The 23,915-nt window shown below is 75.9% G+C and carries 20 protein-coding genes; 12 read left to right on the forward strand and 8 right to left on the reverse strand.

Features of this window, described 5'->3' with window-relative positions:
* The first annotated feature begins 29 nt into the window (after nt 1-29).
* From MLV88_RS04995 to MLV88_RS05025, 7 genes are all read left to right on the forward strand, one after another.
* The gene (locus tag MLV88_RS04995) at nt 30-1,787 is read left to right on the forward strand and encodes a PQQ-dependent sugar dehydrogenase (RefSeq protein ID WP_242360246.1); all 1,758 of its coding nucleotides are present in this window, start codon (nt 30-32) and stop codon (nt 1,785-1,787) included.
* 73 nt (nt 1,788-1,860) lie between these two features.
* Nucleotides 1,861-2,709, forward strand: coding sequence for a DNA-methyltransferase (locus MLV88_RS05000; RefSeq protein WP_242337403.1), 849 nt, complete (start codon nt 1,861-1,863; stop codon nt 2,707-2,709).
* Nucleotides 2,710-2,772: 63 nt separating this feature from the next.
* Nucleotides 2,773-3,615: a CDP-alcohol phosphatidyltransferase family protein gene (locus MLV88_RS05005; RefSeq protein WP_242337401.1), complete on the forward strand. Its 843-nt coding sequence runs from the start codon at nt 2,773-2,775 to the stop codon at nt 3,613-3,615.
* 181 nt (nt 3,616-3,796) lie between these two features.
* The gene (locus tag MLV88_RS05010) at nt 3,797-4,909 is read left to right on the forward strand and encodes a CarD family transcriptional regulator (RefSeq protein WP_242360245.1); all 1,113 of its coding nucleotides are present in this window, start codon (nt 3,797-3,799) and stop codon (nt 4,907-4,909) included.
* Nucleotides 4,906-5,451: a zinc metalloprotease gene (locus tag MLV88_RS05015; protein ID WP_242360244.1), complete on the forward strand. Its 546-nt coding sequence runs from the start codon at nt 4,906-4,908 to the stop codon at nt 5,449-5,451. Before MLV88_RS05010 ends, MLV88_RS05015 begins: the two co-directional genes overlap by 4 nt.
* A gap of 12 nt (nt 5,452-5,463) precedes the next feature.
* Nucleotides 5,464-6,495 carry a hypothetical protein gene (locus MLV88_RS05020; RefSeq protein WP_242360243.1) on the forward strand — a complete coding sequence of 344 codons (1,032 nt, stop codon included), beginning with the start codon at nt 5,464-5,466 and terminating at the stop codon, nt 6,493-6,495.
* Nucleotides 6,492-8,075, forward strand: coding sequence for a glycosyltransferase family 39 protein (locus MLV88_RS05025; RefSeq protein ID WP_242360242.1), 1,584 nt, complete (start codon nt 6,492-6,494; stop codon nt 8,073-8,075). The genes MLV88_RS05020 and MLV88_RS05025 overlap by 4 nt, the downstream gene beginning before the upstream one ends.
* A 13-nt stretch (nt 8,076-8,088) precedes the next feature.
* Here the strand turns inward: MLV88_RS05025 and MLV88_RS05030 are convergent, their stop codons facing one another.
* Together MLV88_RS05030 and MLV88_RS05035 are read right to left on the reverse strand one after the other, a co-directional pair.
* Nucleotides 8,089-8,538, reverse strand: coding sequence for a universal stress protein (locus MLV88_RS05030; RefSeq protein WP_242360241.1), 450 nt, complete (start codon nt 8,536-8,538; stop codon nt 8,089-8,091).
* A gap of 47 nt (nt 8,539-8,585) precedes the next feature.
* Complete coding sequence (locus MLV88_RS05035) at nt 8,586-9,074, reverse strand: universal stress protein (protein ID WP_242338420.1); 489 nt, start codon at nt 9,072-9,074, stop codon at nt 8,586-8,588.
* A gap of 232 nt (nt 9,075-9,306) precedes the next feature.
* Between MLV88_RS05035 and MLV88_RS05040 the strand changes: the two genes are divergently transcribed.
* From MLV88_RS05040 to MLV88_RS05060, 5 genes are all read left to right on the forward strand, one after another.
* The gene (locus tag MLV88_RS05040; RefSeq protein ID WP_243336964.1) at nt 9,307-12,144 is read left to right on the forward strand and encodes a cation-translocating P-type ATPase; all 2,838 of its coding nucleotides are present in this window, start codon (nt 9,307-9,309) and stop codon (nt 12,142-12,144) included.
* Entirely contained in the window at nt 12,141-13,247 is a 1,107-nt protein-coding gene (fbp, locus tag MLV88_RS05045; RefSeq protein WP_242360048.1) for a fructose-1,6-bisphosphate aldolase/phosphatase, read from the forward strand. The genes MLV88_RS05040 and fbp overlap by 4 nt, the downstream gene beginning before the upstream one ends.
* Complete coding sequence (locus tag MLV88_RS05050) at nt 13,247-15,676, forward strand: Lon protease family protein (RefSeq protein WP_243336966.1); 2,430 nt, start codon at nt 13,247-13,249, stop codon at nt 15,674-15,676. The genes fbp and MLV88_RS05050 overlap by 1 nt, the downstream gene beginning before the upstream one ends.
* Before the next feature lie 171 nt (nt 15,677-15,847).
* Nucleotides 15,848-16,636: a C-GCAxxG-C-C family protein gene (locus MLV88_RS05055; protein WP_242338425.1), complete on the forward strand. Its 789-nt coding sequence runs from the start codon at nt 15,848-15,850 to the stop codon at nt 16,634-16,636.
* A gap of 86 nt (nt 16,637-16,722) precedes the next feature.
* Complete coding sequence (locus tag MLV88_RS05060; protein WP_242338427.1) at nt 16,723-17,157, forward strand: hydrogenase maturation protease; 435 nt, start codon at nt 16,723-16,725, stop codon at nt 17,155-17,157.
* Nucleotides 17,158-17,161: 4 nt separating this feature from the next.
* Here the strand turns inward: MLV88_RS05060 and MLV88_RS05065 are convergent, their stop codons facing one another.
* From MLV88_RS05065 to MLV88_RS05090, 6 genes are read right to left on the reverse strand one after another with little or no spacing between them, the layout of a single operon-like run.
* Nucleotides 17,162-18,025, reverse strand: coding sequence for a metallophosphoesterase family protein (locus MLV88_RS05065; protein WP_243336967.1), 864 nt, complete (start codon nt 18,023-18,025; stop codon nt 17,162-17,164).
* A complete protein-coding gene (locus MLV88_RS05070; protein WP_242338431.1) occupies nt 18,022-18,984 on the reverse strand; it encodes a diacylglycerol/lipid kinase family protein in 963 nt (320 codons plus the stop codon). The genes MLV88_RS05065 and MLV88_RS05070 overlap by 4 nt, the downstream gene beginning before the upstream one ends.
* 60 nt (nt 18,985-19,044) lie before the next feature.
* Entirely contained in the window at nt 19,045-20,427 is a 1,383-nt protein-coding gene (locus MLV88_RS05075; RefSeq protein WP_242338433.1) for a TolC family protein, read from the reverse strand.
* The gene (locus tag MLV88_RS05080) at nt 20,424-21,653 is read right to left on the reverse strand and encodes an ABC transporter permease (RefSeq protein ID WP_243336968.1); all 1,230 of its coding nucleotides are present in this window, start codon (nt 21,651-21,653) and stop codon (nt 20,424-20,426) included. Before MLV88_RS05080 ends, MLV88_RS05075 begins: the two co-directional genes overlap by 4 nt.
* Nucleotides 21,650-22,405: an ABC transporter ATP-binding protein gene (locus tag MLV88_RS05085; protein WP_308197192.1), complete on the reverse strand. Its 756-nt coding sequence runs from the start codon at nt 22,403-22,405 to the stop codon at nt 21,650-21,652. The genes MLV88_RS05080 and MLV88_RS05085 overlap by 4 nt, the downstream gene beginning before the upstream one ends.
* Nucleotides 22,406-22,413: 8 nt before the next feature.
* Nucleotides 22,414-23,715 carry an efflux RND transporter periplasmic adaptor subunit gene (locus MLV88_RS05090; RefSeq protein ID WP_242338437.1) on the reverse strand — a complete coding sequence of 434 codons (1,302 nt, stop codon included), beginning with the start codon at nt 23,713-23,715 and terminating at the stop codon, nt 22,414-22,416.
* Between the last annotated feature and the right edge of the window lie 200 nt (nt 23,716-23,915).

The raw sequence follows: 23,915 nt of genomic DNA on the forward strand, positions 1-23,915 counted from the left end.
CCCCTGCTCCTCCCGTTAGTACGCTCGGCATGAGCTCCGTGCGCCCGGGCCACGCCCTCCCGCTCCTCGCCGTCCTCCTCGCCGTGCCGCTCGCGGCGCGCGGCGCGCGCCCGCCCGGGGATGCTGCGCGCGGGGCGACGCTCTTCCGGGAGCGCTGCGCGCTCTGCCACGGCGAGGGCGGCGGGCGGGGACCCGACCTCGAAGGCGTCGTCGGGCGCCGCGCGGGCTCCGCGCCCGGGTTCGGGTTCTCGCACGGGCTGCGAGACGCAGGCGCGCGCGGGCTCACCTGGAGCGCGCGCACCCTGGACCGGTACCTCGCCGCGCCGGGAAAGCTCGTCGGCGGGACGACCATGTCGCTCGCGACGCCGGGCGCGCGCGACCGGCGCGACCTCGTGGCGTACCTCGCGACCCTCTCGGCTCGCCGCGAACGGGCCGCGCCCTCCGCGGAGTCCGCCTCGGGCGCGCCCGCGCCAGCGCCTCCGGACGCGGGCGCCGGTCGGACGCCGCAGGCGGCGCCGAGCGGCGACTGGCGCGGCGACGCGCCCGGCGTCCGCCATCGCCTCACGGCCGACCGCCTGCCGCGCCCGAACGCGACCCCGTCGGCGCGCCGGCCGCCCCGCGTCGTCGATCCGCCCCGGGACGCGCGCCTGCGGGCACCGTCCGGCTTCGCCGTGGAGCGGTTCGCGGAGGGGCTCGAGGGCCCGCGCCTCCTGCGCGTCGCGCCGAACGGCGACCTGTTCGTGGCGGAGACCGCCGCGGGCCGCGTGCGGGTCATACGCGCGGCGCAGGGCGCGGCGCGGCCGGAGCGCGTCGAGGTGTTCGCGTCGGATCTCGACGGTCCCTTCGGGATCGCCTTCCACCCTCCCGGCGCGGAGCCGCGCTGGGTGTACGTCGCGACCGAGAACGCGGTCGTGCGGTTCCCGTACCGGAGCGGCGACCTCACGGCGCGCGGCCGGCCGGAGACCATCGTGCCGCGCCTCGCGGACACGGACGGTGGGCACACGACGCGCGACGTCGCGTTCTCGCCGGACGGGCGGCGCATGTTCGTGTCCGTGGGGTCGGCGTCGAACGTCGCGGAGGACCTCCCGAGGAAGACGCCGGAGGCGCTCCGCGCGTGGGAGGCGGAGCACGGGCTCGGCGCCGCGTGGGGAGAGGAGACGTGGCGCGCCGACGTGCTCGCCTTCGACGCGGAAGGCCGGAACCGGCGGCCGTTCGCGACCGGGCTGCGCAACTGCGTCGGCCTCGCCGTCCACCCCCGCACCGGGGATCTCTGGTGCACGGTGAACGAGCGGGACGGCCTCGGCGACGACCTCGTCCCCGACTACGTGACGCGCGTCCGCGAGGGCGCCTTCTACGGCTGGCCCTGGCTGTACCTCGGCCAGAACGAGGACCCGCGCCACCGCGGCGCGCGCCCCGACCTGGCGAGCAAGGCGACGGTGCCCGACGTCCTGCTCCAGGCGCACTCCGCGGCGCTCGGGCTCGCGTTCTACGAGGCGCCGCAGGGCGCGGCGGCGCGCTTCCCGGACGCGTGGACGGGAGACGCCTTCGTCGCGCTCCACGGTTCGTGGAACCGCCGCGAGCGCACCGGCTACAAGGTCGTGCGGGTGCCGCTCCGGGACGGCGTGCCGGCCGGCGAGTACGAGGACTTCCTCACCGGCTTCGTCGTGGACGACGCGCGCGTGTGGGGCAGGCCCGTCGGCGTGGCGGTCGCGCGGGACGGCGCGCTCCTCGTCAGCGAGGACGGGAACGGGACCATCTGGCGGATCGTCCACGTCGGGGCGCGGTGACGGCGCGCGCCGATCAACCCTGGGTGTGGCCGAAAACTGGCGATATCGATCGGCGGCCCTACGATTCGTGGATATGGCTCGACGGCTGGCGCTTCATGCGTGGGACGGTCTGCCGAACACGGCAGAGCAGGGGAAGGGGTGGGCGCTCGTGCAGGGGGACTGCATCGAGGCGCTCGAGGCGCTGCCGCCGCACTCGGTGGACGTCGTGTTCGCCGATCCGCCCTACATGCTCTCGAACGGCGGGACGACCTGCCAGAGCGGGCGGCGGACGAGCGTGAACAAGGGGGGCTGGGACGCCTCGCGCGGAGTCGTCGAGGATCACGCCTTCCAGACGCGCTGGCTCACCGCCGTGCGCCGCGTCCTCAAGCCCAGCGGCACGCTGTGGGTCTCGGGCACGCAGCACGTGATCTTCTCGATCGGCTTCGCGATGCAGGAGATCGGCTACCACCTGCTCAACACCATCACCTGGTACAAGCCGAACGCCTCGCCGAACCTCGCCTGCCGCTTCTTCACCCACTCCACCGAGATCCTCCTCTGGGCGAGCCCGATGAAGACGCGCCCGCTCGGCCACCGCTTCAACTACAAGGCCATGAAGGCGGAGAACGGCGGCAAGCAGATGCGGGACCTCTGGCAGATGCCGCAGCCCGAGGGCGAGCAGGTCGTCTGGAGCGTCCCCACGCCGGGCCCGCGCGAGAAGGTGCACGGCCGCCACCCGACGCAGAAGCCGCTCACGCTCCTCGAGCGCGTGCTCGCCTCGAGCGCCGCGCCCGGCGATCTGGTCCTCGATCCGTTCTCGGGCTCGGGCACCACCGGCGTCGCCGCGGTCCAGGCGGGTTGCCGCTTTCTCGGCCTGGAGCGCGACCCGACCTACATCGACCTGGCGGCCCGGCGAATGCGCGCTGCCCAGCTCGACCCGGAATGAGGTAGACTGCGCGCCCCTCGCGGTCTCGACGCAGGTTTCCTTCCAGTGGATAAATTGTCGCCCGTGACGCCTTCCGCGGTAGAGGCCCTCGCTCCGCTCCTGGGGCTCGTCGCGTTCCTGTTCTCCACGCTCGTCTACTACTCGATCAAGGCGGCGATCTTCGGGCGCAAGCGCGAGGCCTACATCGAGAACCGCGAGCGAACGATCCTCGCGAAGCTCTTCCAGGAGTGGTGGATCTGGCTCTGGACGCCGATCGAGCGGTTCTGCCTGCGGCTGCGGATCTCCCCCGACGCGATCACCACCGCGGCCACGGTCGTCGTGGCCGTCTCCGCGGTGCTCATCGCGTTCGGCCACTTCTCCCTGGGCGGCTGGGTCTTCCTCTTCGGCTCGAGCTTCGACTTCATCGACGGGCGCGTCGCGCGGGCGACCGGCCGGGTGAGCCGGGCCGGCGCGTTCCTCGACTCCACGCTCGATCGGGTCGGAGAGCTGTTCTTCTTCGGGGGCCTCGCGGTCGCCTACCGGGACTCCTGGGTGCTCTTCGCCGCGCTGCTCGCCGCGGGCGCCTCGACCGTCGTCTCGTACGCGCGGGCGCGCGGCGAGGCGGTGAACGCCGGCGACATGGTCAAGGTGGGCGGGATGCAGCGGCCGGAGCGGATCGTGCTCACCGGCATTCCGTGCGCGCTCACGCCGATCTTCGACCTCTCCTTCGGCGCCGGCGCCGGCCGGACGGTCGTCTCGCTGGCCCTCGCGGTGCTCGCGGTGCTCACCACGCTCACCGCCATCCGCCGGACGTGGTCCATCTACCACGCGCTGCGCGTGCAGGACCCCACCCCCGCGAAGCCGCCCTTCCGGCTGGCCGACGTGTTCGGCCTCGAGAGCGCTCGCCGCAAGAAGGCTGCGCGGTAGCCCCCCCGCCTCGCTGACGGCCGTCGCCGCGCGGCGTCGTTAAGATCGGACTGCACGAGTCGGCGCCGCCCGCAGGCGCGCCGCTCGCACGTTCGATGCGCCCGACCTCCGATTTCACACCCTTGGATGCCCGCTGCGCGGCGATTGCCGCTCCCCGGGTCGCATGGTAGGAGGGGAAGCCGTGAGAGGCCCGCCCCCCCGCCACCCCGACGAGCAGCGCGAGCAGCTCCCCGCCGTGGAGGGCGTGATCGCCGACGCCGCCGAGCTCCAGCCCGGCAACCGCGTGGTCTACCCGAACCAGGGGGTCTGCGAGGTCGTGGGCGTCGAGGAGAAGGACATCGCCGGGCAGAAGCTGCAGCTCGTGCGGATGCGGCGCGAGGAGGACGGCGCCGCGGTCCTCGTCCCGAAGAACAAGGTCCCGTCCATCGGGCTTCGCCGCGTCGCCACGGGCGAGCAGATCGAGGGCGTCTTTCACTTCCTGGCCGCGCAGTTCGAGGACCCCGAGCTCGACTGGAAGGTCCGCCATCGGGACAACGCGGACCGGCTCATCGCCGGCGGCGTGCTCGGCGTGGCCGAGGTCGTGAAGGGGCTCCACTCGCTCTCGCGCATCCGCCCCCTGCCCGCCAAGGAGCGCGAGCAGTACGACAACGCGCGCCACCTGCTCGTGCACGAGGTCGCCGTCTCGCTCGGCGTCCCGCCCGCGCTCGCGGAGGACTACATCGACTACGCCCTCATGCCGCCGGCGGGGGTGAAGTTCGACCTGAAGCCGCCGCCCACGCCGGTCCTGCTGCCGTCGCGCCCGAAGCGCCGCCGCCCCGCGGCGACCGAGGAGGAAGGCATCGAGGATCTCGGGCTCGGCGATCTCGGGCTCGGGGACCTCGACCTCGGCGAGGCGCTCGCCGCCGTCCCGGAGGGCGAGGCCGCCGAGGGCGAAGGCGCCGAAGGTGCCGAGGGCGCGGAGGGCGAAGCCGAGGGCGAGGCGCCCGCGGAGGGCGCCGCTGAAGGGGCCGAGGCAACGCCGGGGGCCGAGGAGACCGAGGAGGAGGCCGCGCCGAGGAAGGCGCGCAAGGCGGCGGCGCCCAAGGTGCCCGCGCCGAAGGCCGAGAAGCGCGAGGCGAAGCGCGCCGCCGCGAAGGAGCCGCGCCGGAAGGCGGAGAAGCCGGCCAAGGCCGAGAAGCCCTCGAAGAAGCCCGCCGCCCGGAAGGCCGCCGCGCCGGCGAAGAAGGCGGAGAAGCCGGCGGCGAAGAAGACGGCCCCGAAGCCCGCGGCGAAGCGCGGAGGGAAGAAGAAGTGATCCGCGTCGTCACGCTCGAGAAGATCGACCCCGCCGACATGGCGTTCCTCACGGCCACGCTCTACCGGGCCTTCGGCCTCGGCACCGAGCACGCCGGGGATCGCCCCGTGCCGCGCGACGCCGAGATGGACGACGGCCGGCTCGACGCCGTGAAGTTCCTGCAGGACGTGGCGCCGGTCAGGACCTTCGCGGACGACAAGGTGCTGTACATCACCAGCGCCCCGCTCGCGCTCCCGCCCGGTCCGCTCGGCGAGCCCCCGTGCTGGGGGTTCTCCCAGTACGGCGGTGAGCGCGCGGTGATCACCACCTCCAAGCTGCCCGAGCGCGGCGTCACCGAGGCGTCCATCGAGACGTGGCGCCGTCGGCTCGCCCGCGAGGCCATCCACGCCATCGGGCACCTCTGGGACCTGCACCACTGCTACGACGCGAAGTGCGCGATGCACCCGTCGTGGTCGCCCGCGCTGCCGGCGAACCCCGAGATGGATCTCGACACGTTCTGCCGCGAGAAGAGCGAGCGCCGCATCCGCCTCGCGAAGACGTAGCCCAGCGCCGGCGTGACCCCGGACCCGAACACGCCGGGCAGCGGCGGCGCCGGCCTCGCGCGCCGCCTCGCGCGCGCCGGCGTGCAGAGCGCCGCGCGGAGCTTCGCCGCGCTCTCCGCTCGGCTCCGCGCCTTCGGCGCCCGCGCCTGGGCGCGACGCCCCGCCCCCGCCCGCACCGGCGCGATCCTCTTCGCCGCCGGCGCCGCCGCGCTCGGCGCGCACGGCATCCTCTTCCAGGCCGGGCTCTCCGCGCGGCTGCCCGCGCGCATCGACTGGGCGGCGGCGCGCGCGCTCCTCGAACGCGACGCGCGGCCGGGCGACGCCGTCGCGCTCGCGCCCGCCTGGGCCGAGCGGGCGCGCGAGGTCATCCCGCCCGCGCTCCCGGTGCTCGCCCGCACCGGCCGCGGCGAGGACCTCCCGGGCGTCCGGCGCGTGTGGCTCCTGTCGCTGCCCGGGGCGCCCGGCTACGACTGGCAGACCGAGCTCGGCCTCATCTCGCGCGCGGCCCGCTCCACCGCGGCCCAGCGGCTCGGCGCGCTCGAGGTGACCCGACACGAGCTCGCCTCCCCCACCCTGCCGCTCGCGTTCCTGCCGGACCGCCTCGCCCAGGCCGAGGTCTCGCTGGGCAACGCCCCGTGCACCGCGGAGGGGAACGCGTTCTCCTGCGCGGCGACCCCCGCGTTAAGCGTCGAGCGCACGGTGCGCGAGGTGGACGGCGTCCCCCGTCCCTGCCTCTCGGCCACGATCGACGCGCCCCCCGGCGCCCCGCTCGCGCTGCGGTTCCCCGGGGTCCCCATCGGCCACGCCCTCCGCGGGCACGCGGGCGCAGCCGGCGGAGGGAGCCGCGCCCTCGGGGCGCCGCTCCGGGTCGCCGTGCAGGTCGACGGCGAGGAGGTGGGCGCGGCCGAGATCTCGGGGGTGGGGTTCGCGCCCTTCGAGCTGAGCACCGGTCACCTCGCCGGCGGTCTGCACGACGTGACGCTCGTCCTCACCTCGGCGGGCGCCCCGGGCGCCCTGTGCCTCGACGCGGAGACGCTCCCGTGAGCCCGGCGCGCCGCCTCGCCAGGCCCGGCCCGCGAGCGGGCGCCGTCCTCGCCGCGGTCGCGACCGCCGCCGTGCTCGGCCTGCTCGCGGGGGCCCCGGGGATCTCGCGCGACGAGGCGCGCGTGCTCGGCGCCGCCGAGCGCGTCGCCGGGGCCGCGCCGCTGCCTCGGGCCGAGGCCACGTCGCCTCCGCTCGCGCGCGAGGCGGCCGGGCTCGCCCACGGGCTCTTCTCGCGGCTCGGCGCGTCCCACCTGCGGGCGTTCCGGCTCGGGACGGTGGCCTTCGCGGCCGTGCTCTCCGCGCTCCTCGCCCTCGCCGGTCACGCCCTCGCGGGCGCGTCCGGCGCGGTGCTCGCGCCGCTCCTCTTCTGGCTCGCGCCGCGCCACCTCCACGCAGGCCTCGTCGCCACGCCCGACCTCGCGGCGGCGGCCCTCTGGCTCGCGACGGCATGGGCGTACCGGCGCGCGGACCGCGCGGCGGGCAGCGCCGAGCGGCGCGGAGCGGCGGCAGCCGCGGGGATCCTCTTCGGCGCGGCGCTCACCGCGCGCACGGACGCGTGGATCCTCCTCGCCGCGCTCGCGCTGCACGCGATCGCCGCGCCCCGGGTCACGCCGCGCCCGGGGGCGCCGGTCGCCCTCGACGCGTCCCCTCCGCGTCGAGGCGGTCCACTCGCGATCGCCGCGATGGTGCTCCTCGGCCCGGCGATCCTCGTCCTGTCCTGGCCCTGGCTGCGGGCGGACCTGCACGGGCGGCTCGCCGCCGCGTTCGCGCCGGGCGGCGGCTGGCACCTCGCCGGCGCTCCCGCCGCGGGCCTCCACGCGCTCCTCGTCACCGCGCTCACCGTGCCCGCCGCGATCCTCTGGGTCTTTGCGGGCGGGGCCCTCCATGCGACGGCGCAGGCGGTCCGCGGCGGGGTCCCGGACGCGCGCGGGGGCGGCTCTGCCGCGCGGGACGCGCTCCTGCTCGTGCTCTGCGCGGTCGCGCCGTTTGCGGCCGCCGCGGCCGGGCTCGCTCCGGGCGCGCCCGGCGTCCGCCCCTTCCTGCCGGCGATGCCGTTCCTCGCGCTGCTCGGCGCGCGCGCGCTCGTCGCGGTCGCTGCGTCGGCGTGGCCCTCGCGCCGCGCGCCGCTCCTCGCGGCGCTCTCGGTGCTCGTCCTGTGGCCGGCGCTCCGCCAGGCGGTCCACGCGTTCCCGTCGGGCGCGTCCGCCTGGAACGAGCTCGCGGGCGGCGCACCCGGCGCCGCGTCACGCGGCCTCCGCCGCCAGGACGGCGGCGAGGCGGCGGCCTCCGTGCTCGAGCCGCTCAACGCCCGGGCCCGGCCCGGCGCGCGCGTCTGGTGGCCGAGCACTGCGCCGGAGGCCGTGGAGGCGTGGGTGCGGGACGGGCGGCTACGGCCGGATCTGCGCCGGGCCGACGGCCCCGAGGACGCAGACGTCGCCGTCGTCGCGCTCGACGGCGCGAGCCGCGACGACGAGTACCGGGCCTGGGCGGCGTTCCGGACGGCGCGTCCGGCCGCCGGCGCCTACCTCGACGAGGTCCCGCTCGCGCTCGTGTACGCGCGCAGCGGCGCGTGGCAGTGACGGCTCGCGCCGCTCACGCGGCGTGATACGTCTCCGCCTCGTCCGGCAGCGGCACGCGGGGGCGGACGACGATGACGGGGCACGGCGCCTCGCGCGCCACGCGCGCGGCGACCGACCCGAGGCGGCGCCCGCCCGGCGCGCGCCCGCGCGCACCCAGCACGAGGAGCCCGCTGCCCCGCCGCGCGAGCCGCAGGACCTCCGTCGCAGGATCGCCCGCCACCACCTCCGTTCGAACCGGCGCGCCGACCCTCCGCTCCGCCTCGGCGCTCCAGACCCCCATGTCGCGGTGCAGGTCCACGGAGGCCATCGCGAACGCCTCCGGCTGCACCTCCCCCTCGGGGACCGGATGAACGTGGATGAGCGTCAGCTCGGCGCCGCTCCAGCGCGCGAGCTCGGCCGCCTCGACGAGCGCGAGCAGCGAGGCCTCGGAGAAGTCGATGGCGCAGCAGATGCGAGCAGCCATCGTCGTCACCTCCCTCCGCCCGGGCCGCCGCGCGCCGGCGTCCGGGCCTACGCGTAGATCTCCGCTTCAGCGGCGATGTCCCGCGCGTCACCGGGGACTCTCGCGCGCGCGACGAGCACGGGACAGGGCGCCTCGCGAAGCACGCGCTCCGCGACGGAGCCGAGGATGAACCGGCGAATCCCGGTGCGGCCGTGCGTGCCGAGCACGAGCAGATCCGGCCCGTGCTCGCGAGCCCAGCGGACGACCTCTCCCGCCGGGTCTCCGACCAGGGCCGCCGCTCCCACCGCCCGCCCGAGGAGCTTCTCCGCGTCCACGCGCCAGCCGGCGAGGGTGCGCTCCATCTCGTCGGCCGACATCCGCGCGATCTCGGCCGGAGAGACGATCACGTCGGCCGGGTTCGCGGGCGGCGGCACGTGCACGTGGACCAGCACGAGCTCCGCGCCGGTGCGGCGCGCCTGCTCCACGGCCTCGTCCAGCGCGAGGCGCGACGGGTCCGAAAAGTCCACCGCGCAGCCGATCTTCTTCCACTCGCTCATCGCCTGCCTCCTCCTCGCCTGCCTGGCGGGGTCGGCCACGACGACCCGATGGGATCGTACGCCTCCCGCGCGGAGCCACGCGCGCCGCGTCGGGTCGCCCCGCTGGCAGGGACGGGCTACCCGCGGCGCGCAGCGCCGCACGCTCGCGCCGGAGCTGCGAAGCTGCGCCGCGGCCCACCCGAGCGCGCGCCGGGGCGCGCAGGTCGGAGCAGAGTTCCGCCGGGAGAGGAGCATGGATGCCGGCGCAGCCGCCGCGCTCGTCGCCTCCGACGCCGCCGTCGCGCTCGGCTCCGGCGAGGACGGCCTCGCCCCGGAGGAGGCGGCGCGCCGCCTGCGCGCACACGGGCCGAACGAGCTGCCGCCGGCGCCTCGGATGCCTGCCTCGCTGCGGATGGTCGCGCAGCTCACCCACTTCATGGCGCTCCTCCTCTGGGCGGCGGGCGCGCTCTCGTTCTTCGCGGGCCTGCCGGAGCTGGGCTGGGCGATCTTCGCGGTGGTGCTCGTCAACGGCGCGTTCGGCGGCTGGCAGGAGCACCGGGCCGAGCGGGCGCTCGAGGCCCTGGAGAAGCTCGTGCCGAGGCGCGCCCGGGTGGTGCGGGCAGGGCACCGCGTCGAGATCCCGGCCGCGGCCGTGGTCCCGGGCGACGTCCTCGACCTCGAGGAGGGGGATCGCATCGCCGCCGACGCGCGCATCCTCTCGGCGACGCTCCTGCGCCTGGACGTCTCGCTCCTCACCGGCGAGTCGCTCCCGGTGGAGCGCGACGCACGGCCCTGCTCGCCCGGAAGGTCGATCGCGGGCGCGACCTGCCTCGCACCGGCCGGCGCCACGGTCGCGACCGGCCGGGCGCGAGCGCTGGTGTTCGCGACCGGCCCCGGCACCGAGCTCGGGCGCCTCGCCCGGCTCGCCACCGCGACGCGGCGCCAGCCGTCCACCCTCGAGGTGCAGGTCGCGCGGCTCGTCCGCGTCGTGACGGTGATCGCGGTGGGGATGGGGGGCGCCGTGTTCGCGCTCCTCGCCCTCCTCGGCGCCGCGCCGGGCGAGAGCCTCCTCTTCGCCATCGGCATCCTCGTGGCGAACGTGCCGGAGGGGCTCCTGCCGACCATCACCGTGACGCTCGCGACGAACGTCCAGCGGATGGCGCGCCGGCGCGCCCTGGTGCGGCGGCTCTCCGCGGTCGAGACGCTCGGCGCGGTGGACGTCGTGTGCACCGACAAGACCGGGACGCTCACCCGGAACGTCCTCGCCGCGCGGGAGCTCTGGACCTGGGACGGGACATGCGCGCTCCCCGAAGGCGGCGCCGGGGGCGCCGCGGCGCTCGCGCTCTCGGCGGCCGCGCTCGCGAGCGACGCGCGGGGCGGACCGGGCGCGCACCGCGGCGACCCGATCGACCGCGCGCTCCTCGAGGGCGCGCGCGCCGCCGGGCTCGACCCCGACGCGCTCGCCCGCGGTTGCCCGCGCGTCGCGGAGCTGCCGTTCGACGCCAGCCGGCGCCGCGCGACGGTCCTCGTCCGGCCCGGGCCCGGCGCTCGGCCCGGCCGCGGGCGCGGCCTGCGTCGCGATCACGAAGGGTGCGCCGCGCGCGGTGCTCGAGCGCTGCGCCGCCGTGCTCGCCGGCGGCGCGGCACGGCCGCTCGACGACGCCGCCCGGGCTCGCGCGGTCGGCGCCGAGGACGCGCTCGCCGCGCGCGGGCTCCGGGTCGTCGCGGTCGCGCTGCGGGCGGGCGGCCCCGAGCTGGCGGCGCTCCCGCTCGAGGAGGTCGAGCGGGACCTCACCCTCCTCGCCCTCTTCGCGTCGAGGATCCACCGCGTCCCGGCGTGCGTGAGGCGCTCGCCACGTGCCGCCGCGCCGGAGTCACGGTCACCGTTGTCACCGGCGACCACGCCCTCACCGCGCGCGCGATCGCCGAGGAGGTCGGGCTGTGGCGCAAGGGGGCACGCGTCGTCGAGGGGCCCGCGCTGGACGCGCTCGACGACCGCGCCGTCGAGGCGCTCCTCTCCACCGGCGACCCGCTCGTCTTCGCGCGCGCGAACCCGGAGCAGAAGCTGCGCCTCGTCCGCGCGTACCAGCGGCTCGGCCGCGTGGTCGCGGTCACGGGCGACGGCGTGAACGACGCGCCTGCGCTCCATGCGGCGCACGTCGGCGTGGCGATGGGCCAGGGCGGGACCGACGTCGCGCGCGCCGCGGCCGACGTGGTGCTGCTCGACGACGACTTCTCGAGCATCGTGGCGGCCGTCGAGGAGGGCCGCGCGACCTTCGCGAACGCCCGCAAGTTCCTCGCGTACGTGCTCACCTCCAACGTCCCCGAGATCGTGCCGTTCCTCGCCATGGCCGCGCTGCGCATCCCGCCCGCGCTCGGGATCCTCCAGATCCTCGCGATCGACCTCGGCACCGACATGCTCCCCGCGCTCGCGCTCGGCGCGGAGCCGCCCGAGCCCGGTGCCATGCGCGTCCCGCCGCGGCCGCGCGCGCGCCGGCTCCTCGACGCGGCGGTCCTCGTGCGCGCCTACGGCGTCCTTGGGCTCGCCGAGGCCGCGGCGTGCATGGGCGCGTTCGCGGCCGTCTGGCACGCCGCGGGCCTCTCGCTGGGCGAGCTCCAGGCGGCGACGCCCGCGCTCCTCGGCCACACGGCGCCCGCCGCGCTCGCGGCCACCGAGCGGACCGCGACCACCGCCGCGTTCGCCGCGATCGTCTGCTGCCAGGTCGGCAACGTCCTCGCCTGCCGATCCGAGCGGGTGCCTGCCCTGCGCGCCCACCGTCCCGGGCCGCTCCTCGTCGCCGGGATCGCCGCGGAGCTCCTCCTCCTCCTCGCGATCGTGTATGCGCCGCCCCTCCAGGCCATGTTCGGCACCGCTCCCCTCCCCGCCCGAGCGTGGCCGTGGCTCGCCGCCTGCGCCCCCGCGATGGTCGCCGTCGACGCGCTCGCCAAGCGGGCGAGGCGGCGGACGGCGGGCACCCGCGCCCGAGGGCGCGGCCCCCAGCGGGCGAACCCAACGTCCGGCATTGCCGGCCCCCCGCCGTGGCGGGAGGCTCGAAGGCGTCAGGGCACGCGACGCGGGAGGTCGCCATGAAGCTCACGCTCAGCGTCATCAAGGCGGACGTCGGATCGATCGGAGGCCACCTCGCGCCCTCGCCCGAGCTCGTCGCCGCCGTGGAGCGCCACGTCCGCGAGGCCGGGAGAGAGCTCCTCCTCGACGTCCACGTCGGCCACACCGGCGACGACATCGCGATCCTCATGACCCACCGGAAGGGCACGGGCGACTCCGGCATCCACCGGCTGGCCTGGGATGCGTTCGTGGCGGGCACCGAGGTCGCGCGCGCGCAGGGGCTCTACGGCGCCGGCCAGGACCTCCTCAAGGACTCGTTCAGCGGGAACGTGCGCGGGATGGGACCCGCCGTCGCCGAGCTGGAGATCGAGGAGCGCGCCTCGGAGCCGTTCCTCCTCTTCGCCGCCGACAAGACCGACCCCGGAGCGTTCGATCTCCCGCTCTACCTCGCCTTCGCCGACCCGATGAACACCCCCGGCCTCCTCCTCGCGCCGCGGATGACGAAGGGGTTCCGGTTCGTGGTGATGGACGTGCAGCACACCATGCAGGACCGCGTCATCGAGCTCGACGCCCCCGAGAACCTCTACGACCTGGCGGTGCTGCTCCGCGACCCGGAGCGGTTCGTCGTCGAGTCGATCTGGTCGCGGGCGAGCGGGGCGCAGGCGGTCGCGGTCGCGACGTCGCGGCTCCACAACATCGCCGGTAAGTACACGGGCAAGGACGACCCGGTGATGCTCGTCCGCTGCCAGATGGACTTCCCCGCCACGGGCGAGGTGCTCGCGCCCTTCCACCTCGGCCACCTCGTGGCGGGCGGGATGCGCGGCTCGCACCAGATGCCGCTCATGCCCGTGACGCTCGGATCCCCGGTGAGCTTCTTCGACGGGCCGCCGATCGTCACCTGCGCGGCGTTCTCGGTCCGCAACGGCAAGCTCGCCGGCCCGGTGGACGCGTTCGCGCATCCGTTCTGGGACGCCGTGCGCCGCGAGGTGGCGGAGGCCGCCATCCGCATCCGCCGCCAGGGGTTCGTGGGCGCGGCGATGCTGCCGATGTCCGAGCTCGAGTACACGGGGATCGTCGAGAAGCTCGGGGAGCTGGAGAAGCGCTTCCGCGTCCGGGCGGAGGCGTGATGCCGAACGCCCCCCTGTCCGCGGCGTCCCTCCGGCCGCGCGGCCTCGCGCGCGAGATGGCGTTCGAGACCACCGCCGAGCTCGAGGATCTGGAGGGACCGCTCGGGCAGGCCCGCGCGACCGAGGCGCTGCGCCTCGCCGTCTCGGTGGGCGGCGAGGGCTACAACGCCTACGTGATGGGCCCGCCCGGCGCGGGGAAGCGCACGTTCGTGATGCGCATGCTCGGGCGCGCCGCGCTCGACGCGCCCACCCCCTCGGACTGGTGCTACCTGAACGGCTTCGCCGACCCGCGCCGGCCCCGGCGCGTCGAGCTGCCGCCCGGGCGCGGGCGCGAGCTGCGCGCCGATCTGGATCGCCTGGTCGCGGAGCTCCGCGACGCCCTGCCCTCCGCGTTCGAGAGCCGCGACTACCACGCCCGCGTCCAGATCCTCGAGAAGGAGCGGGACGAGGCGCGAGAGGCGCCGATCGACGAGATCCGGCGGCGCGCCGAGGAGCGCGGCATCGCGCTGCTGCACGGGCCGATCGGGTTCGCGTTCGCGCCCGCGAACAAGGGCGAGATAATCGGGCCGGACGCGTTCCAGACCTTGCCCGAGGAGGTGCAGGAGCGCCTGCGGCGCGACATCGGGGAGCTGCAGAACCAGCTCGCCGAGGTGCTCCGGACGATGCCGGACCTCGAGCGCCGGCACCGCGAGCGCGTGAAGGAGGTGAACGACGACGTGACGGTCCGCGCGGCCGGTGCGCTCCTCCACGAGCTCCGGCGCCGCTACGCGGACGTGCCGGCGGTCCTCGAGCACCTCGACGCCGTCCAGGTGGACCTCGTCGAGCGGGTGCACGAGCTGTTCGCGGCCCTCGACGGCGCGGCCGAGCTCCCGGCCGCCCTGCGCAAGCTCCTCGCGGACACGCCCGTGCTCCGGCGGTACGTCGCGAACCTCCTCGTGGAGCACGCCGCGCACGGCGGCGCCCCCGTCGTCCACGAGGACCTTTCATCGCTCTCGAACCTCTCGGGGCACGTGGAGCACCACGTGCACATGGGCACGCTCGTCACCGACTTCACGCTCGTGCGGGCCGGCGCGCTCCACCGCGCGAACGGCGGCTACCTCGTGCTCGACGCCCGCAAGCTCCTCGTGCAGCCGTTCGCGTGGGACGCGCTCAAGCGCGCGATCCGGGCGCGCGAGATCCGGATCGACCCGGCAGAGCGGCTGCTCGGCGTGATGGGCACCTCGACGCTCGAGCCCGAGCCGATCCCGCTGCACGTGAAGATCGTGCTCCTCGGCGATCGCGTGCTCTACCAGCTCCTCTCGCTCCTCGACCCGGAGTTCTCGCAGCTCTTCAAGGTCGAGGTGGACTTCGAGGACGAGCTCCCCCGCACGCCCGAGCTCGACCGCGACTTCGCGCGGCTCGTCGCGACGATCGGCCGGCGCGAGCGGCTGCCGCCGTTCGACCGCGGCGCGGTCGAGCGGGTCCTGCAAGAGGCGACGCGCCGCGCGGGCGACTCGACCCGGATCACCGCCGACGCCGGCGCGATCCACGACCTCGTGACCGAGGCGGCGCACGCCGCAGCCGGCGAGGGTCGCGCCACCGTGACGGCCCGCGACGTGCGCGCCGCGATAGACGCGCAGGAGCGCCGCGCCGGGCGCCTCCGCGATCGCGTGGACGAGGAGATCCGCCGCGGAACGCTCCTCGTCGAGACCGCCGGCGCGCGCGTCGGGCAGGTGAACGGCCTCTCCGTCATGATGACGGGCCGGCGCGCCTTCGGTCGCCCGAGCCGGATCACGGCGCGGATGCGCCTCGGGCGGGGCGAGGTGGTGGACATCGAGCGCGAGGTCGAGCTGGGCGGGCCGATCCACTCGAAGGGCGTGCTCATCCTGGCGGGATTCCTGGGCGGGCGCTATTGCAGCGCGGCGCCGCTCGCGCTCGCGGCCACGCTCGTGTTCGAGCAGTCGTACGGAGGCGTCGAGGGCGACAGCGCCTCCTCGGCGGAGCTGTACGCGCTGCTCTCGGCCATCTCGGGCGTCCCGCTGCGCCAGTCGCTCGCGGTCACCGGCTCCGTGGACCAGATCGGCAACGTCCAGGCGGTCGGGGGCGTCACCGAGAAGGTCGAGGGCTTCTTCGAGGTGTGCCGTGCACGCGGGCTCCGCGGCGACGAGGGCGTCCTCGTGCCCGCCTCGAACGTGCCGCACCTCGTCCTCCGCGACGAGGTCCTCGCCGCCATCCAGGAGGGAAGCTTCCGGGTGTACCCCGTCGCCACGATCGACCAGGGCATCGAGCTCCTCTCGGGCCTGCCGGCCGGCGCCCCGGACGCGAGCGGCGCGTTCCCGCACGATTCGTTCAACGGCCGCGTCGCCGCCCGGCTCGCCGAGCTCGCGGCCGCGGCGCGCGCATTCGCCGCGGGGGGCGATCGAGACGGCCAGGGCGGCCGCCCCCGCTGAGCTCCCGGAGCGGCCACGCGCCGCGCGTTCCGCGACCTGGCGCGGGCCGCCGCGCCCGCGTGTGGCTGCGACGCACCGCCCGATGGCGTGCGCGCGGCCAGACGCCCAGGCTCTTCCGGAGGTCCGGCGAACGCGCGGACCGCGCGCGGCGCGGGGCCTCGGAGGCTCGCCATGTTCGACAAGGTCACCGGGCGCAGACGGTTCGCGACGCTGGTCGGCGCCGTCGCGGGTACGGCGGTCCTCGGCGGAGGCGCGAGCGCCGCCGCGGCGGTGAAGCACGCCACGGCCGACGCGCACCGCAAGCTCGCCACGGTCCCCTGGCCCTACGTCACGCTCGCCCCGGACCGCGTCGCCTCGCGCGCGTTCTCCGCGTACGCGCGGGGCCACTGCATGTTCGGCGCGTTCGACGCGCTCGTGGGCTCGGTGGCGGACGCGCTGGGCGATCCCTACGCGAGCTTCCCGTTCGACGTCATGAAGTACGGCGCCGGCGGGGTGAACGGCTGGGCGACGATCTGCGGCGCGCTGAACGGATCGGCGGCCGCGTTCGAGCTGCTCTCGAAGGAGCCGGGCCCGCTCGTGGACGCCCTGTTCGCCTGGTACGAGCGCGAGCCGCTGCCCGATCTCGTGCTCACGGCCGCTGCGCATCCGAACGTGCAGTCCATCGCGGGCTCGCCGCTCTGCCACACCTCCGTGTCCCGATGGTGCGAGGCCTCAGGGAAGAGGTCGTTCAGCGACGAGCGGAAGGAGCGTTGCGGGATCCTGACCGCGAGCGTCGCGCGCCGCGCGGCGGAGCTGCTCAACGCGCAGGCGGCGAAGCGACCGCTGCCGGTGACCTCCGCCGCCGCGGGCGCGGGCTGCGCCAGGTGTCACGAGAAGGACGGCTCCCTCGAGGACACCCGCTCGAAGATGGACTGCGAGGGGTGTCACTTCCACCTCGGCGGGGAGCACCCGGCGCTCTGACGCTCCCCCGCCTGCGCCCCCCGACCGACGGACGCGACGGGTCCGGGGGAGACGTGCTAGACCTCGTCGCTCCTGGAGAGGGTGCCGTGAGGATCCTGGCCTTCGCGATGGGACACGCGATCCGCGCCGACGACGGCGCCGGGCTCGCCGTTGCGCACGGGCTCGACGCGCTCGTGCCCGGCCTCGAGGTGCTCGAGGTGCCGGAGCTCCGCCCCGAGCACGCGGAGGCCGTCGCGACGGTCGACGGCGTGCTCTTCCTCGACGCGTCCGTGGCCGGCACGCCGGGCGACGTGCGCGCCGCCCGGCTCGTCCCGCGACCCGCCCGGGAGGCGATTCTCCACTCCCTCACGCCGGAGGAGATCCTGGGCCTCGCCCGCGCGCTCTTCGGCCACGCGCCGCCCGGCGCGCTCGTCACCATCGCCGGCCGGGACTTCGCGTTCGGCGAGGCGCTGTCGCCCGAGGTGGAGGCCGCCCTGCCGCTCGCGCGCGAGAAGGCGCGCGAGATGGCCGCCGGGTTCTAGGCGCTCACGTGAGCTGCGCATCCGCTGGCGCCGGGAGCGGCGCGGGCGTCTCGATGGCGCGGCCGTCCGCGGCGCGCCAGCCGTCGTCGCGGCGCTCGAACACGCGCCGCTGGACCGAACGGAAGGCGGCGCCGTCGAAGCTCCGCACCGACAGGACGATCCGCGGGCCGTCCACCTCGAGCCAGTTGTAGGAGTTGGGCTCGTCGCGCAGGCGGACCGAGGTGGCGGTCCCGGCGTGGAACGCGAGGATGGACCGCGCGAGCCGCTCCACGGGGTGCTCGACCTCGCCGTTCGCGAGCCGGTGCAGGTGACCGGTGAGGAGGACCTCGAGGTGGCACTCCGCGAGGGCGCGGAGCGCCCGGCCGCTCCGGCCGGCGACGCGCAGGCGCGGGCGGTCCGCCGTCGGGGCGAACGGGTGATGGGCCACGAGCACGTGCATCCGACCTGCGCCCTCCCCGCAGAAGCGGCGGCGGAGGTCCTCGATCTGCGCGACCGAGATCCGCCCCTCCTTCCACGTGAGCGACCGCGCCGTGGAGACCCCCGCCACGTAGAGCTCGTCGTCGGCGTACACCGGCGAGAGGTCCGGAGTGACGATGCGCGTGTACCGGCCGAGGGGCGAGAGGAAGCGGCGCGCGACGTCGTAGAGCGGCACGTCGTGATTCCCGGGCACCACCACCCGCGGCGCGGGGATCCGGTCGAGGAAGGCGCGCGCGGCCCGGAACTGGCCGGAGCGCGCGCGCTGGGTGAGGTCGCCGCTCACCGCGACGACCGTCGGGCGGAGCTCGGCGAGATCGGCGACGAGCGCCTCTACGACGCGCGCCTCCTCGCGCCCGAAGTGGAGGTCGGAGAGGTGGGCGATCGTCTTCACGGAGCGAGGACAGTGAGCGCGCCGGGCCGGATGCGGTAGCGGATGGGCGGCCGCTGCGAGATCACCTCGCCGTCCACCGAGACGGCGAGCCGCCGGTGGTGCGACTCGATCGCGACGCTCGCGACCTCGAGCGCCTCGACGTCGCGCCCCGGATCGACCCGGCCCACGAGGGCGCGAGCGCCGAGCCGGAGCAGGCCGAGGCGAGTGGGCGCGGTCGCCACGTACACGCCGAGCGTCCCCCGATCGAGCGCGGCGCGCCGCTGCGTCGCGACGAGCGCCGTGTCGTAGCGGTTGTTGCCGACGAAGACGAACGTCGTGCGGCGCGGGCCCGCGCCGCCGTCCCACCGGATGCGCACGGACAGGGGGCGCAGCCTCACGAGCACGCGCAGCGCCGCCCACGCCATCGCCAGCCACTTGCCGATCCACTTCCCGAGGCGGCGCCGCGTGCGCTCGCGCTCGCGGACGGCGTGCGGGTAGATCCCGATCGACGAGTTGTTCACGAAGACCCGCCCGTTCACCTCGGCGACGTCCACGCGCCGCTGCGCGCCCGACGCGATCACCCGCGCGGCCTCCTCGAGGTCCGCCGGGAGCCCGAGATCCTTGGCGAAGTGGTTCAGGGTGCCGAGCGGCAGGACTCCGAGCGGCTTCGGCGTACCGGCGAGCCCGCCCGCCACCGCGCTCACGGTGCCGTCCCCGCCCGCGGCCACCACCGCATCCACCTCTGCGTCGCTGGCGGCGGCACGGGCGGTCGCGCCGATGTCGCCCTCCGCCGCGACGACCCGTGCGTCGACGCCCGCGGCGGCGAGGGCCGCGCGCACCCGGCCGGCCACGTCCTCCGTCCCGGCGCCTCCGGCGCGCGCGTTGAGGATGACGAGGCAGCGACGCGCCGGCGAGCGGGCCGCCGCCAGCCCCGCGGGCGCTCGCACCCCCGCGCCGGGCACCTGTGCTCTGGACGTCACGATCAAAGCTAGCGCGTCACGCGCCGCGAGGCGGGCCGCCACGGGCGCCGACCCGCGCCGTCAGCGCACGGCGCGCCCGAGCGCGAGCAGGAGCTGCGCGCGCGCGCTGGAGACCGACTGCTCGGCCTGGACTCGCTGCGCCGCCGCGGAGGTCGCAGCCACCTGCGCGTCGCCGAGCTCGATGATGCTCCCCGCGCCGGCCTGGTAGCGTCCCTCGGCGAGCCTGAGTCGCTCGCGCGCGTTCACGAGCGCCTCGCCGGCCGCGTCGAGGGCGGCGCGCGCCGCCTGCACCGCCGCGCGCGCCTGCTCGACCTCGACGCGGACCTGCTGGCGGAGCGCGTCGGTCTGCGCCTCGGTCGCGGCCAGGTTCGCCTCGGCCTCGCGCGTCTGCGCCCGGGTGAGGCCCCCCTGGAAGATGGACCACCCGAGCGTCACGGTGGCGTTCCAGCCCCGGTCGAGCTCGTTGACCGCGGGCCCCACGCCGGTCACGGCGGCGCCCGCGGACAGCGTGGGGAGCCAGCCGGCCCGCGCCGCATCGCGCGACAGCACGTCCGAGCGCGCCTGGCTCCCCAGGGCCGCGAGCTCCGGCCGCGCCGCGAGCGCCTCGGCGAGCAGTGGATCGACGGGCCCCTCCTCACCGGGCACGGGCGAAAGCGCGCCGTCGCCGAGGTCGAAGTCGGCGGCGCGATCGACCCCCATCGCCTGGACGAGCTGCGCTCGGGTCACGACGTAGTCGTTCCCGGCGCGGATGAGCGCCACCTGGGCGTTGGCGCGATCCGCGCGGGCCTGGGCGAGGTCGATCGCCGGGCGTGTGCCGACCTCGACGAACGCCTCCACCTGCCGGAGGTGAGCCTCCTGGTTGGCGAGCGAGTCCTGGGAGACCTGGACCAGATCGCGGGCGGCTCGCGCGGCGAACCAGGCGGTCCGGACCTGCGCCACGATCTGCTGCTCCGTCGCGCGCGCCGTCGCCCGCTGCGCCTCGGCGCTCGCCCCCGCGGATCGCCAGCGCTCGAGCTGCTGCACGTCGACGAGCGCCTGGCGAGCGGAGGCGCCGGCGCTCCAGGTCGTCGTGCTCGTCGAGAGGCCCAGCCCGCTCGTCGAGGAGGTGCCGCCGACGGCCGAGCGCGTGCTGCCGCCGCGCCGCCCGACCTGCCCCTCGAGATCGACCTGCGGCAGGAGCGGCGCGCGCGCCTGATCCGTGCGCGCGCCGGCGGCCTCCGTCGTGGCCAGCGCCTGCCGCAGCCGCGGCTGGTGCTCGAGCGCGGCGCGCACCGCTCCGTCGAGCGAGATCACGTCGCGCGGCGCCGCTGCCGCGCCGGGAGCGCCGGATGGCGCCTGGGCGGGGGCCGCCTGCGCCTCGAGGGGCGCCTCCTGAGCGCTCGCAGGAGGAGCCAGGGTGGCCGCGACGAGCGCGAGGAGCGGGGCGAGGGCGGCGGGTCTCATTCGAACCTCAGCGCCTGGATGGGATCGAGCCGCGACGCGCGGAACGCCGGATAGAGCCCGAACCCGACGCCGACGAGCCCGCTGAACGCCACCGCCACGACCACGATGTCGGCGCGGAAGAGCACCGGCCAGCCGAAGCTGACCGCGAGCCGCCACGCCACGACGAGCCCCAGCACGACGCCGATGACGCCGCCGGCGATGGACAGCGTGAGCGCCTCGGCGAGGAACTGCAGGAGGATGTCGCGGGCGCGCGCGCCGACCGCCATCCGCACGCCGATCTCGCGTGTCCGCTCGGTGACCGACACGAGCATGATGTTCATGATCCCGATCCCGCCGACGAGGAGCGACACCGCCGCGATCGCCGCGAGGAGCGTCGTGAGCGTGCGCGCCCCCTCCTGCTGCGCGCTCGCCGCCTCCGCGAGGTTGCGGATGGAGAAGTCGTCGTCCGCCCCGGGCTGCAGGCGGTGACGGTCGCGCAGCAGCGCCCGGATCTGGGACTCCGCGCGCACCGTGTCGGCCTGGCTCGCCGCGCCGATGAACACCACCCCCGAGACGACGTTCTTGAGCCCGCCCTGGATCTTCGCCTGGTAGGTGGAGGACGGCAGGAACACCGCGTCGTCGAGGTCCTGCCCGCCCGCCGACTGCCCCTTCGCCTCGAGCACCCCGACCACCTGGAACGGAACGTTCTTCACGCGGACCTGCTGGCCGACCGGATCGGCCCCCGGCCCGAACAGCCGGTCGGCGACGGTCTTCCCGAGCACGAGCACCTTGGTGCCCGCGTCGACGTCCGAGGCGGTGAAGAGCTGCCCGCGCACGGCCGACCAGTTCCGGATGACGAAGTAGTCCGGGGTCGTGCCGTTCACGGCGGTGGTCCAGTTGAGGTCCTCGGAGATGACGGAGGCGACGGAGCGGAGGATGGGCGCCGCCCCGCGCACCGCCGGGACCTCGGTCTGGATCGCGCGGACGTCGTCCCAGGTGATCGTGGGCAGGCTGCCGAACCCGCCGAACGCGCCGCCGGAGGTCGAGGCGCCCGGGAGGATGATGAGCATGTTCGAGCCCATCGCCTCGAAGGTCTTCTGCACCCGCGCGTTCGCGCCGTCGCCGATGGCGACCATCGCGATGACCGCGGACACGCCGATGACCACGCCGAGCGTGGTCAGGAACGAGCGCATCTTCGAGCGCCGCAGCGCCCGCAGCGCGACCCGGATCGTCTGCAGGAGGTTCACGGCCCCACCCTCCCCTCCACCGCCTCGTGCGGGCCCGGCGGCGGCGGCACCGCCGGGCGCGGAGTGCGCCGCTCGTCGGAGCGGACGCGCCCGTCGCGCATGACGAGCACGCGCGCGGCGTACTCCGCGATGTCGTGCTCGTGCGTGACGAGCACCACGGTGATCCCGCCGCGCCCGAGCTCCTGCAGGAGCGCCATCACCTCCACGCTCGTGCGGGAGTCGAGGTTTCCGGTGGGCTCGTCGGCGAGCAGCACGCGCGGACGGTTGACGAGCGCGCGGGCGATGGCGACGCGCTGCTGCTGCCCGCCCGAGAGCTGGTTCGGCAGGTGGTCCGCGCGGTCGGAGAGCCCCACGCGCGCGAGCGCCTCCTTCGCGCGCGCGTGCCGCTCGGCGGTCGAGATGCCGGCGTAGAGGAGCGGCAGCTCGACGTTCTCGAGCGCGCTCGTGCGCGCGAGCAGGTTGAAGTTCTGGAACACGAAGCCGAGCGTGCGGTTGCGGATGGCGGCGAGCGCGTCGTTCGGGAGACGCGAGACGTCCTGGCCCTCTAGCAGGTAGCGACCGCGCGTCGGACGATCCAGGCAGCCGAGGAGGTTCATGAGCGTCGACTTGCCCGAGCCGGAGGCCCCCATCACCGCCACGAACTCGCCCTCCTCGACGGTGAGCGTCACGCCCTGCAGCGCGTGCACCTCGACGTCCCCCATCACGTAGGTCCGGGCGACGTCCTCGATCCGGATGAGCGAAGGTCCCGCCACGCGCGCTCCTAGAACGGCCCGCGCCGGCCGCCGCCCGGGAACCCGCCGCCCGGCGCGCCCCCGCTGCGCGCCGCCTGCGCTTCCGTCACCACCGCGTCGCCCGGCTGGACCTCGCCCTTCACGAGCTCGGTCAGCGATCCGTCGGAGACGCCGAGCACCACCGGCACCTGCACCGGACGCCCGGCACGCACGACCCAGACGCTCCGATCGCCGGCGCGCCCGCTGCCGCGCCCAGCGCCCGCGCCGCGGGTGCCGTTCGCGCCCTGCCCGGCCGCGCCGGCCGGGGTCGCCGCCCTGGCGTCCCCGCGCGCGGCGCCTCCGCTCGCCCCCTCGGCCTGGCCGAACCCCGGTGGCGCCCGGAAGCGGAGCGCCGCGTTGGGGATGCGGACCACGTCGTCCTTCTCCGCGTAGACGAAGGTCACCGTCGCCGTCATGCCCGGCTTGAGCTTCAGGTCGCCGTTCGGCACGTCCACGACCGCGTCGTAGGTGACGACGTTCTGCACCGTCTGCGGCGCGTTCCGGACCTGCCGCACCGCCCCGGAGAAGGCCTCGCCCGGATAGGCGTCCACGGTGAACGTCGCGGTCATGCCCGCTCGCAGGCGCCCCACGTCGGCCTCGGCGACGTTCGTGTCCACCTGCATCTTCGCGAGGTCCTCGGCGATGACGAAGAGCGTCGGCGCCTGGAGCGAGGCGGCGACGGTCTGGCCGACGTCCACGTTGCGCGAGATGACCACACCGTCGGTGGGCGAGGCGATCTGCGTGTAGGCGAGGTTCACCTCCGCCTGGTGGAGCGCCGCGCGCGTCTGCGCGAGCGTGCCCTGCGCGGCCTGCACGCCAGCGCGGGCGCCGTCGGCGTTGGCGCGGGCGGTGTCGAGGTCCGCCCCCGCGATGAGGTTCTTCGCGGCGAGCGCCTCCGACCGCCGGAGCTGGCGCTCCGCGTCCGCGGCCTGCGCCCGCGCCTTCGCGAGGTTCCCCTCCGCCGCGACGGTGTTCGCGCGCGCCTGCTCGACCGCCGCCTGGAAGAGCTGCGGGTCGATGCGCGCGATGACCTGGCCCTTCTTCACCGGCGTGTTGAAGTCGGCGAACAGCGCCGCGACGCGGCCCGAGACCTGGCTCCCGACCTGGACGGTGACGAGCGCCGAAAGCGTTCCGGTGGCGGTGACCTTGGCCACGATGCGGCCGCGGTCCACCCGCGCCGTCTCGAGCTTGGGCTCGGCGTCCGCGGCCCCCGCTCTCCAGCGCCAGATCCCGCCCGCGGCGACGAGGACCGCGAGCGCGGCGGCGATGAGGATGAGGGTCTTGCGGCTCATTTCTGCTCCCTGGAGCCGGCCCCCGACGCCGCCCCGGAACGTGAACCCGCGACGCCCCGGAACGTTACGCCGCTCGTGCGCGAGGCACGCGGGCGCGGCCTCGGCCGCTTGGGGCCGCGGCGCGGCGACGCCACCCCTGCGGCCGTCCGGACGGCCGCCCGGCCTTCGAGTACAGGTGAGAGACGCTAGTCACCCGCGAG

Source organism: Anaeromyxobacter soli, from assembly GCF_022808855.1.
Lineage (GTDB): Bacteria > Myxococcota > Myxococcia > Myxococcales > Anaeromyxobacteraceae > Anaeromyxobacter > Anaeromyxobacter soli.